Source organism: Arenibaculum sp. (assembly GCF_035998295.1).
GTDB lineage: Bacteria > Pseudomonadota > Alphaproteobacteria > Azospirillales > Azospirillaceae > DASYHS01.
The window spans coordinates 1-10,552 of sequence record NZ_DASYHS010000104.1; the positions used below are offsets into that span (position 1 = coordinate 1).

Here is a 10,552-nt window from a genome sequence, read left to right on the forward strand (position 1 = left end):
CTAGTACCTCGGCACCGAGGTTTTGACAGTCTGTTTCGGGTTGAGGAGGGGGAGATCCTCGGGCGGTACCAGGACCTCGATGGTTCGGGCGCTGCCAGGCGCGCGTCGGATCAGGCCTTCGCGTTCGAGGGTGAGGATCATGTTGTGAACCGTGGGTGGTGTGACGCCGAAGTGGCGGCGCATGTCGGCCTCGGCGGGCGGGCGGCCATGGAGGCGCGTGTAGGTATCGATGAAGGCCAGGTACTGGCCCTGGGTCGGCGTGAAGCGGGGCGTAGCAGCGGGTGGTGACATCGGGTGAGCATCCGGGTTGGCTCGGCTTTCCGAAGCAACGCCGAGGCAGTGATGACCACACGCTACCATGTCGAGCTGACGCCGACCGAGCGGGCCGAGTTGGAAACCCTGACCAGCGGCGGGCGCCAGTCCGTGCGTCGGATCAAGCGCGCCCAGATCCTGCTGGCGGCCGACGCCGGCGCCCCGGACGAGATGATCGCCGCCACGGTTGGCGTCGGCACCTCCACCGTGTACCGGACCCGGCGGCACTTCATCGAAGGCAACCTGGAGCGCGCGCTTGCCGAGGCGCCCCGTCCCGGCGCCGAACGCAAGCTCACGGGCACGGAGGAGGCCCTGCTGGTGGCGACCGCCTGCACCGATCCGCCGGCCGGGCGGGCGCGCTGGACCCTGGAGCTTCTGGCCGGCGAGATGGTGCGCCTGACCGGGCATGAGACGCTGTCGCGCGAGACGGTGCGCCGGCGCCTGGCCGAGAACGACCTCAAGCCGTGGCGCCGGGATATGTGGTGCATCCCGCGCCTCGACGCCGAATTCGTCGCCCGTATGGAGAACGTGCTCGAGCTCTATGCCGAGGCCGCCGATCCCAAGCGCCCGGTGGTGTGCCTGGACGAGAGCCCGGTCCAGCTGATCGGCGAGACCCGCACGCCCATCCCCGCGGCCCCGGGACAGCCCGCCCGTCAGGATTACGAGTACCGACGCTGCGGCACGGCCAATCTCTTCGTCCTGCTGGATGCACACCGGCCGTGGCGCCGGGTCAAGGTCACGCAGCGGCGGACCGCGCGCGATTTCGCCGTCTGCCTGCGCGAGTTGGTCGACCGGCACTACCCCGCGGCCGAACGGATCCGGGTGGTCATGGACAACCTGTCGACCCATGCCGCGGGTGCGCTGTACGAAGCCTTCCCCGCCCCCGAGGCGCGCAGGCTGCTGCGCCGCCTGGAGTTCCACTTCGTGCCCAAGCACGCGAGCTGGCTGAACATGGTGGAGATCGAGATCGGAGTGCTGCGTGGCCAGTGCCTGGCCCGGCGCATCGCCGAGCGGGCCCGCTTGGAGGCCGAAGTGGCCGCCTGGGAGCAACGCCGCAATGCCGAAGGTGCACAGATCCGATGGATGTTCACCACCGAGCGGGCCCGCCAGAAGATGCCCCACGCCTACCCGGTCCCGCAGCATGAGATCGCTCACGCTGCCTGAACCGGTCATATTCACTGTGCCAAGCTACTAGTTGGGGTCCAACTCGTTCGAGTGATAACTGGTGCCCGCATATTCACCCAGGAGCACACCCATATAGACTGAAGGACAAGCGGCTAGGATCGGTCGCGCCGTGCTCACCGAGTGCCTGCCGGAAACGACGAAGCCGCCTTGCGGCGGCTTTCGTGTCGTCGTGAGGAAGGTGGCGCGCCCGAAGAGATTCGAACTCCTGACCCCCAGATTCGTAGTCTGGTGCTCTATCCAGCTGAGCTACGGGCGCCTCGCCTTCGCCGGTGCGACCCGGCGTGGACCGGGAAACTATCCAAACCGGGCCGGGGGCGCAACACCTAATTCGGCAAATTTTCACGCGGTCCCGGGGCCGCGCCGCAGGCCCCGGCGTTGCCGCGCGTGCGGCGCTCGGGTATAAGCCGGTCTTTCACCCGAGGGCTTGGGAGGCTGGGTCGTGGTCGAGCAGCAGAAGCACTTCCCCGTGTCGTGGGAAGAACTCCACCGCAATGCCAAGGCGCTCGCCTGGCGGCTCAGCGAGACCGGGCCGTGGAACGGCATCGTCGCGGTCACGCGCGGCGGCCTCGTGCCCGCGGCGATCATCGCGCGCGAGCTGGAGATCCGGCTGATCGACACGGTCTGCATCTCCACCTACGACCACATGCAGCAGCGCGAGGCGCGCGTCCTCAAGGGCTTCGAGGGCGACGGCGAGGGCTGGCTGATCATCGACGACCTCGTCGATACCGGCAAGACCGCGACCGTGCTGCGCAAGATGATCCCGAAGGCCCATTTCGCGACCATCTACGCCAAGCCCGCCGGACGCCCCCTGGTCGACACCTTCATCACCGAGGTCAGCCAGGACACCTGGATCTTCTTCCCCTGGGACATCGAGCCGCAGTACAGCCAGCCGATCATCCAGCTCCGCGGGAAGGCCTGAGGCGCGGGTCGAGCGCGTCGCGCAGGCCGTCGCCCAGCAGGTTCAGGCCGAGCACGGCGAGCGCGATCGCGGCACCGGGGAAGATCGCCAGCGTCGGGCGCATCGGCATGAAGGTCTGCGCCTCGTGCAGCATCTTGCCCCAGGACGGGGCCGGCGGCTGGATGCCGAGGCCGAGATAGGAGAGCGCCGCCTCGGCCAGGATCGCGACCGCGAAGGCGACGGTCGCCTGGACGATCAGCACCGCCGAGACGTTGGGCAGCACGTGGACGAGGGTCACCGAGACCGGCCCGCGCCCGAGCGCCAGCGCCGCGCGCACGAAGGGCCGGCCCCAGACCTGGATCGCGGCACCGCGCGCGACGCGGGCGAAGACCGCGACGTTGAAGACGCCGATCGCCAGGATCGCGTTGATGGCCCCCGGGCCGAGCAGTGCCGTGACCAGGAACGCCGACAGGATCGCCGGGAAGGCGAAGACGAGGTCGGCGAAGCGCGACAGCCCCTCGTCGATCCAGCCGCGCCGCGCCGCCGCCAGCAGGCCGAGCGGCACCCCGACCGCCATGCCGAGCCCGACCGCGACCGCGCCGACCGCGATCGAGTTGCGCGCGCCGACCATGATCATGGACAGGACGTCGCGCCCGAGCTGGTCGGTGCCGAGCCAGTGCTCGGCCGAAGGCGGGCGCAGGCGCCGGGCGATGCCGATCGCGTCGGCGGGATGCGGCGTCCAGAAGAAGGAGACGAGCGCCGCCGCGACCAGCAGCCCGGTCAGCAGCAGCCCGACGCCGAGGCTCAGATGTCTCATGAGCGTGCCTTCATGACCTGGCCCTCATGACCCGGCCTTCGGGCGGGGGTCGATGACGGCGTAGAGCAGGTCGACCGCGAAGCTGACCAGCACCACCATGGCCGCGAGCAGGATCGTCACGTCCTTGACGACGATCAGGTCGCGCTGGGTGATCGCCTGGAACAGCAGCCGGCCCAGGCCGGGCAGGTAGAACACGTTCTCGATCACGACCGTGCCGGCCATCAGGAAGGCGAACTGCAGGCCGACCAGGGTCACGATCGGGATCAGCGCGTTGCGCAGCACGTGGCCCCACAGCACGGCGCGGTTCGACAGGCCCTTGGCGCGCGCGGTGCGGACATAATCCTCCCCCAGCGTCTCCAGCACGGCCGAGCGCGCGACGCGCGCCAGGATCGCGGCCTCGGTCAATGCCAGCGAGACCGCCGGCAGCACCAGTGCCGCCAGCGCCGGGCCGATGCCCGCCTGCCAGCCCGGGAACCCCCCGGCCGGCAGCCAGCCGAGCCCGATCGAGAACACCAGGACCAGCAGGATGCCGAGCCAGAAATTGGGCACCGCGACGCCGAGCTGGCTGAACGCCATCACGCCGAAATCCCCCGGCCGGCCGCGGCGCGACGCCGCGTAGAGGCCGAGCGGCAGGGCCAGCGCGGTCGAGGCCAGGATCGCGAGCCCGGCGAGCGGTACCGTGATCGCGAGCCGGTCGGCGACCAGTTCCGCGACCGGCACGCCGTAGGTCATGCTGCGGCCGAGATCGCCGGTCAGCAGGCCCGACACCCAGGCGAGGTAGCGGACCGGCGCCGGCCGGTCGAGGCCCATCTGCTCGCGCAGTGCTGCCAGCGTGTCGGGCCGGGCCTCGGTGCCGAGCATCAGGAGCGCCGGGTCGCCGGGCATCACCTCCAGCACGACGAAGACGACGACGGTGGCCGCCGCCAGCGTCGCCGCCGCGGCGACGAGCCGGCGGGCCAGGAAGGACAGCATGGGCCGCCCGTCACTCCGTCCAGCGCACCTCGGTCATGTCGTTGGCGGGCACCGGCGCATTGTCCCACATGCCCTCGATCCCGGCGCGGCGCACGCCGACCTTGGGGAGCTGGAACAGGAAGCCGCTCGCCGCGTCCTCGGCGAGGATGCGCTGCGCCTGGCCGTAGAGCTCGTTGCGGGCGGCGGGGTCGACGGTCCGCTCGAGCTCGGCCATCACCTCGGCGTAGCGGTCGCCGTGATAGTTGAAGTAGTAGTCGGGCCGGTTGTAGATGTCGAGGTCGAGCGGCTCGACATGGGCGACGATCGTCATGTCGAAGTCGTTGCCGCCGCGGAACACCTGCTCCAGCCACTGCGCCCATTCGACGGGGATCAGCTCGGCCTCGATGCCGACGCGGGCGAGCTGGGCGGCGATGATCTCGCCGCTGCGCCGGGCATAGGGCGGCGGCGGCAGCTTGATCGTGGTCTTGAAGCCGTCGGGCACGCCCGCCTCGCGCAGCAGCGCCTTCGCCGCATCGAGGTCGGGGGGATAGGTGCCGGTCAGGTCGACGTAGCCCTCGCGGTGGGGGGCGAAATGGCTGCCGATCGGCGTGCCGTAGCCGAACATCGCGCCGTCGACGACCTCCTGGCGGTCGATCGCATGCGCGATCGCGCGCCGGACGCGGACGTCGTCGAAGGGCGGGCGGGAATGGTTGAAGGCCAGGATCGTCTCGCCCTCGGTCGTGCCGGCCACGACCTGGAACTGGGGGTCGCCCTCCAGCAGGGCCACGGATTCGGTGGCGCCGAAGATCGGGAAGGCGTCGAGGTCGCCCGAGCGCACGGCGTTGAGTTGGGCCGCCGGGTCGGCGATGAAGCGGAAGGTCACCTCGCGCAGATGGGGCAGCCCCGGCTCGCGGTAGTCGGGGTTGGCGGTCAGGACGACGCGGTCGCCGGGCACCCAGCGCCCGAAGCGGAACGGGCCGGTGCCGACGGGGTTCTGGCCGTTGCCCGCGGCCGATTCCGGCGCCACGATCGACGCGTCGCCCGAGCCCATGTTGAACAGGAACAGCCCGTCGGGGCGCGACAGCCGGACCACGACCGTGCGCGGGTCGGGCGTCTCGATCGTGTCGATCGCGGCGAAATAGCCCTTCTGGGCGTTGACGCTGTCCGGGCCGCGCGCGCGGTCGTAGGCGAACTTCACGTCGGCGGAGTCGAAGGTCGTGCCGTCGTGGAAGGTGACGCCGTCCCTGAGACGGAAGGTGTAGGTCAGGCCGTCGGGCGAGACCTCCCAGCTCTCGGCCAGGCCGGGCTGGACGCTGCCCTTCTCGTCGATGCGGGTCAGCCCCTCGAAGACGTTGCGGTAGGTGACCTCGTCGATCGCGGCGGCGGCGCCGGCAGTCGGGTCGAGATGCGGCGGCTCCAGCCCCAGGCCGAGCGCCAGGGTGTCGCGCTGCTGCGCGTGAGCGGCGCCGGCGAAACCGGTCGCGGTCCCGGCCGCGACCATCGCGACCGCCAACAGGCCAAGCTTCCTCATCCCCCACTCCCGGTCTTGCATCGGTTCCGCGCCATCATTGCAGCGGCCGGCGCGGGGGATCAAGCGGATGCCGCGAAGCGTGGGGGTATGTGGGGGTTTGTGGGGGTGGTGTGGGGGTGGGGTCGGAAGGCGTGGTGGGGTGGCTGCACGCATGGTTGAGAATTCCCTCTCCCATGCAATGGGAGAGGGAGGGGCCCGCCGCGCCAGCGGTGGGAAGGTGAGGGTCGGGCGGAGGGAAACGGCTTTTGGGGCGAGAGCGCGCAGCCCTCACCCTCCCGTCGCCGAGGCGACGGGCCCCTCCCTCTCCCGTTGCACGGGAGAGGGGATGTTCTACTTGCGGCGGGTCATCGACTTGAGGGCGCGGCGCTCGCGGCGGTTCAATTGGGGTTCGGGGAGGACCGACGGCAGGAGGGTGGTCAGGTCGAGGTCGTCGAGGATCGGGGCGGGGGTGGGCTTGACCGGCTCGATCGCGGGCAGGCGGCCGTTGCCCTTGCCGTTCATGCCGTGGAGCTGCATCAGGCGGTCGATCGCGCGCAGCGCGTGGCCGGTCTGGCCGTCGGCGATGGAGTGCTCGACCAGGTGGGACAGCCAGGCCTCCAGACGCTCGAACATGGCGGCGTGGCCGGCCTCGCGGGCGGCGGACAATGTAGCCACCCGCTCGCCCATGCCGGGCTCGGCCAGCAGCGTCTCGCCCGAGGCCGGGTCGGCGTAGCCGATCATGCGGGCCGCGGTCGCGGGAGTGGCGCCGTTGGCGACCAGGCGGCAGAACAGTTCCTGGCGGGGGTCGAGCGTCACGGGCCGGCTCCTTGCGAATGCGCGTAGGACAGGCTGGAACAAAATAGGAACTAAGTCAAGAGGCGATCTGGACGGGGATGCGCCCGCGTGCTAGAGCGCAGGGCCATGACCCGCCGCGCCGACCTGGACGACTTCGACCGCCGCATCCTGACCGAGCTGCAGCGCGACTCGCGCCAGACGCTGGCGGAGCTGGGCACGCGGGTCGGGCTGTCGCAGACGCCGTGCTGGCGCCGGGTCAGGCGGCTGGAGGAGGCGGGCGTCATCCGCGGCTACGGAGTGCGCGTCGACCCGGCCGCGGTCGGCTTCGGCGAGGTGATCTTCGCCTTCCTGACCATGGGCGCGCACACGGTCGAGCTGCAGGACGAGATCCGCCGCGCGCTCGAGCTGGTGCCGGAGATCCAGGAGGCGCATTTCCTGAGCGGCGACCCGGACTTCCTGCTGAAGATCCTGGCGGTCGACAGCCAGCACTACGTGCGCGAGATCCTGCCCCGGCTGTACCGGCTGCCGCATGTCCGCTCGGTCCGCTCCAGCTTCTCGCTCGGCCGGGTCAAGGAGGCCGAGGCCGTCCCCGTCCAGTAGCCGGAACCGCCGATGATCCCGTGCTCCGCCCCCGAACACCTGGCCCGCTCGCTGCGGACGTGGCGGGTGCTGCGCCGCATGAAGCAGCGCCATGCCGCCGAGCTGCTGGGCGTGTCGCAGGCGACGGTATCGCGCTGGGAGAGCGGCCGGCAGGCGCCGGACCCGGAGGAGCAGGCGGCGATCCGGTGCTTGCTGCGGGCCGCGCTCGACAGTGCGGCCGACCGCGAGCTGGCCCGGCTGGTCGCGCAGTCGCGCCGCCCGGTCCACCTGATCTGCGACCTGACCCACACGCTGCTGGCGCTGTCGCCGTCGCGTGCGCGCAACTGCCGGGTCCCCGCGTCCGAGCTGATGGGCACGTCGCTGTGGCCGCATGCCAGCGAGGAGATCGTCGAGGCGGAGAAGCGCCTTGCGGAGTTCGGCTGGTTCGAGCCGGCACCGCCAGCCGTCGAGGGCGACACGGGGGAGAACCGCTCGCGCGAGCTGCGCATCCTGGAGAGCCGGTTCCGCTACGTCCGCTTCCAGCTTTCGGACGGCAGCTTCGTCCGGATGGTCGAGACGGTGGCACAGCGGACGGGGGGTGCGGCGGGCGGTGCGGAAGGATTTTGCGCCGAAGCGGCCCCTGGAGGATGATCCTGCCCCGCGGCCCGTGCCGGGACGCGCATGCGCAAGCCCAATTTCGCGCCGGTTGCGCTAGAGTCCGCATCCGGGGGCCGGCGCAGGGCCCGCGACCAATGGCGGCGGACACATGGCAATCAGCGTCTTCGACCTGTTCAAGATCGGCATCGGGCCGTCCAGCTCGCACACCGTCGGGCCGATGGTGGCGGCGCGGCGCTTCCTGGAGGAGACGGAGCGCCTGGTCCCGCTCGACCAGGTGACGCGGGTCTGCGCCTCGCTGCACGGCTCGCTGGCGCTGACGGGGCGCGGCCATGCCAGCGACTTGGCCGTGCTGCTCGGCCTCGCGGGGGAGCGGCCGGCCGACGTCGATCCCGACCGGGTGGCGGGCATCGTCGCCGACATCCGCGCGTCCGGCCGCATGGCCCTGCTCGGCCGGCGCGAGGTCGCGTTCCGCGAGGACGAGGACCTGGTGTTCGACGGGACCCTGCTGCCCGGCCACAGCAACGGCATGCGCTTCCTGGCGCTGGGCTCGACGGGGCTGGTGCTCAACGAGGGGGTCTACTACTCCGTCGGCGGCGGCTTCGTCGTCTCGGCCGACGAGCTGGCGCGCGGGCTCGCGGCGGCGGCGGAGAAGCCGGTGCCCCACCCGTTCCGCGACGGGCGCGAAATGCTGGCGATGGGGGCGAAGGCCGGGCTGACGATCGCGGAGATGGTGCGCGCCAACGAGGCGGCGCTCGGCACGCCGGCAGGGGAGATCGACGCGCGGCTGGACCGCATCCGCGACGCGATGCGCGGCTGCATCGAGCGCGGCCTGACCGGCGAGGGCGTGCTGCCGGGCGGGCTGAAGGTGCGGCGCCGGGCCAAGGGGCTGCTGGACGCGCTGAACGACCGCACGGGGCGCAACGACCGCATGGCGCACGAGATCGTGGACTGGGTCGGGCTCTACGCGATCGCGGTCAACGAGGAGAACGCGGCCGGCGGGCGCGTGGTGACGGCGCCGACCAACGGGGCGGCCGGCATCATCCCGGCGGTGCTGCGCTACTACGAGGAGTTCGTGCCGGCGGCCGATGCCGAGGGCAGCCGCACCTTCCTGCTGACGGCGGCGGCGATCGGCATGCTGTTCAAGCGCAACGCCTCGATCTCCGGCGCGGAGGTCGGCTGCCAGGGCGAGGTCGGGGTCGCGTGCTCGATGGCGGCGGCGGGGCTGGCGGCGGCGCTGGGCGGCACGAACGATCAGATCGAGAACGCGGCCGAGATCGGGATCGAGCACCATCTCGGCATGACCTGCGACCCCATCGGCGGGCTGGTGCAGATCCCGTGCATCGAGCGCAACGCGATGGGGGCGGTCAAGGCGATCACGGCGGCGTCGCTGGCGCTCAAGGGCGACGGCATGCACCACGTCTCTCTGGACGCGGCCATACGGACCATGCGACAGACCGGGCTGGACATGCAGAGCAAGTACAAGGAGACGAGCCAGGGGGGGCTCGCGGTCAACGTCACCGAGTGCTGAGACCGGGATGCCGAAGAAAGAAGCCTTCGGCATCGTGGTATCAGGGCCGCGACCGCGGCCCCGCGCCGCAAGGCGCGAAGCCAAGGTGCCGCGGAGCGGGCCGCCCGGCGTGTGGGGGCTGCGCTTCTCCCGACGTGTCGGGAGAAGCGCCCGGCGTGTGAGGGCTGCGCTTCTCCCGACGTGTCGGGAGAAGCGCTCATCGGCATGGGATCATCGAGGAGCGGGAACATGGCAACGGGCATTTCATTCGAACAGCGCCTCCCCGAGGCGGACCCGGACGTCGCGGCGGCGGTGCGGCGCGAGCTGGAGCGCCAGCAGGAGCAGATCGAGCTGATCGCGTCGGAGAACATCGTGTCGCGCGCGGTGCTGGACGCGCAGGGCACGGTGCTGACCAACAAGTACGCCGAGGGCTATCCCGGCCGGCGCTACTACGGCGGCTGCGAGTTCGTGGACGAGGTCGAGACGCTGGCGATCGAGCGGGCGAAGGCGCTGTTCGACTGCGCGTTCGTCAACGTCCAGCCCCATTCCGGCGCCCAGGCCAACCAGGCGGTGATGCTGGCGCTGCTGCAGCCCGGCGACACGGTGCTGGGCCTGTCGCTGGCGGCCGGCGGCCACCTGACCCACGGCGCGGCGCCGAACCTGTCGGGCAAGTGGTTCAACGCGATCCAGTACGGCGTGCGGCGCGAGGACTCCCGGATCGACTTCGACGAGGTCGAGCGCCTTGCGCGCGAGCACCGGCCGAAGATGATCATCGCCGGCGGCTCGGCCTATCCGCGGGTGATCGACTTCGCGCGGTTCCGGCGCATCGCGGACGAGGTCGGGGCGTATTTCCTGGTCGACATGGCCCATTTCGCGGGCCTGGTCGCCGGCGGCGCGCATCCGAGCCCCCTGCCCCACGCGCATGTCGTGACCACGACGACGCACAAGACGCTGCGCGGCCCGCGCGGCGGCATGATCCTCTCCAACGACGCCGATCTCGGCAAGAAGATCAACTCCGCGGTGTTCCCCGGCCTGCAGGGCGGCCCGCTGATGCATGTGATCGCCGGCAAGGCGGTGGCGTTCGGCGAGGCGCTGAAGCCGGAGTTCCGCACCTACGCCGCGAACGTGGTCGAGAACGCGTCGGTGCTGGCGGCGCGCCTGGTCGAGCACGGGCTCGACATCGTCTCGGGCGGCACGGACACGCATGTGGTGCTGGTCGACCTGCGGCCGAAGCGGCTGAACGGCAAGATCGCCGAGGCGAGCCTGGAGCGCGCCGGCATGACCTGCAACAAGAACGGCATCCCCTTCGACCCGGAGAAGCCGATGATCACGTCGGGCGTGCGGCTCGGCAGCCCGGCCGCGACGACGCGCGGCTTCGGC

Annotated in this window: 11 protein-coding genes and 1 tRNA gene; 6 read left to right on the forward strand and 6 right to left on the reverse strand. The window is 71.1% G+C overall.

What is annotated here, in order from left to right:
* Positions 1 to 291, reverse strand: coding sequence for a LexA family protein (locus VGO20_RS11155; protein WP_327502416.1), 291 nt, complete (start codon positions 289 to 291; stop codon positions 1 to 3).
* 51 nt (positions 292 to 342) lie between these two features.
* Here VGO20_RS11155 and VGO20_RS11160 point away from each other — a divergent pair, with 51 nt between their 5' ends.
* Positions 343 to 1,476, forward strand: a complete 1,134-nt coding sequence (locus tag VGO20_RS11160; RefSeq protein ID WP_327502417.1) for an IS630 family transposase — start codon at positions 343 to 345, stop codon at positions 1,474 to 1,476.
* 200 nt (positions 1,477 to 1,676) lie between these two features.
* Here the strand turns inward: VGO20_RS11160 and VGO20_RS11165 are convergent.
* Positions 1,677 to 1,753, reverse strand: a tRNA-Arg gene (locus tag VGO20_RS11165).
* A gap of 183 nt (positions 1,754 to 1,936) precedes the next feature.
* Here VGO20_RS11165 and gpt point away from each other — a divergent pair.
* Complete coding sequence (gpt, locus tag VGO20_RS11170; protein ID WP_327502418.1) at positions 1,937 to 2,416, forward strand: xanthine phosphoribosyltransferase; 480 nt, start codon at positions 1,937 to 1,939, stop codon at positions 2,414 to 2,416.
* Here the strand turns inward: gpt and VGO20_RS11175 are convergent.
* From VGO20_RS11175 to VGO20_RS11190, 4 genes are all read right to left on the reverse strand, one after another.
* Entirely contained in the window at positions 2,391 to 3,212 is an 822-nt protein-coding gene (locus VGO20_RS11175) for an ABC transporter permease (protein ID WP_327502419.1), read from the reverse strand. The two genes, gpt and VGO20_RS11175, sit on opposite strands and share 26 nt — an antisense overlap.
* 24 nt (positions 3,213 to 3,236) lie before the next feature.
* The gene (locus VGO20_RS11180; protein ID WP_327502420.1) at positions 3,237 to 4,184 is read right to left on the reverse strand and encodes an ABC transporter permease; all 948 of its coding nucleotides are present in this window, start codon (positions 4,182 to 4,184) and stop codon (positions 3,237 to 3,239) included.
* 10 nt (positions 4,185 to 4,194) lie between these two features.
* Complete coding sequence (locus tag VGO20_RS11185) at positions 4,195 to 5,694, reverse strand: ABC transporter substrate-binding protein (protein ID WP_327502421.1); 1,500 nt, start codon at positions 5,692 to 5,694, stop codon at positions 4,195 to 4,197.
* Between the two features lie 330 nt (positions 5,695 to 6,024).
* Complete coding sequence (locus VGO20_RS11190) at positions 6,025 to 6,489, reverse strand: hypothetical protein (RefSeq protein WP_327502422.1); 465 nt, start codon at positions 6,487 to 6,489, stop codon at positions 6,025 to 6,027.
* An 87-nt stretch (positions 6,490 to 6,576) separates the two neighbouring features.
* Between VGO20_RS11190 and VGO20_RS11195 the strand changes: the two genes are divergently transcribed.
* The 4 genes from VGO20_RS11195 to glyA all read left to right on the forward strand — a co-directional run.
* Entirely contained in the window at positions 6,577 to 7,068 is a 492-nt protein-coding gene (locus VGO20_RS11195) for an Lrp/AsnC family transcriptional regulator (protein WP_327502423.1), read from the forward strand.
* Between the two features lie 12 nt (positions 7,069 to 7,080).
* Positions 7,081 to 7,698: a helix-turn-helix transcriptional regulator gene (locus tag VGO20_RS11200; protein WP_327502424.1), complete on the forward strand. Its 618-nt coding sequence runs from the start codon at positions 7,081 to 7,083 to the stop codon at positions 7,696 to 7,698.
* A gap of 115 nt (positions 7,699 to 7,813) precedes the next feature.
* Positions 7,814 to 9,193 carry an L-serine ammonia-lyase gene (locus VGO20_RS11205; protein WP_327502425.1) on the forward strand — a complete coding sequence of 460 codons (1,380 nt, stop codon included), beginning with the start codon at positions 7,814 to 7,816 and terminating at the stop codon, positions 9,191 to 9,193.
* Positions 9,194 to 9,421: 228 nt separating this feature from the next.
* Positions 9,422 to 10,552 (forward strand): serine hydroxymethyltransferase (gene glyA, locus VGO20_RS11210; RefSeq protein WP_327502426.1); only part of this gene is annotated, 1,131 nt, incomplete at its 3' end.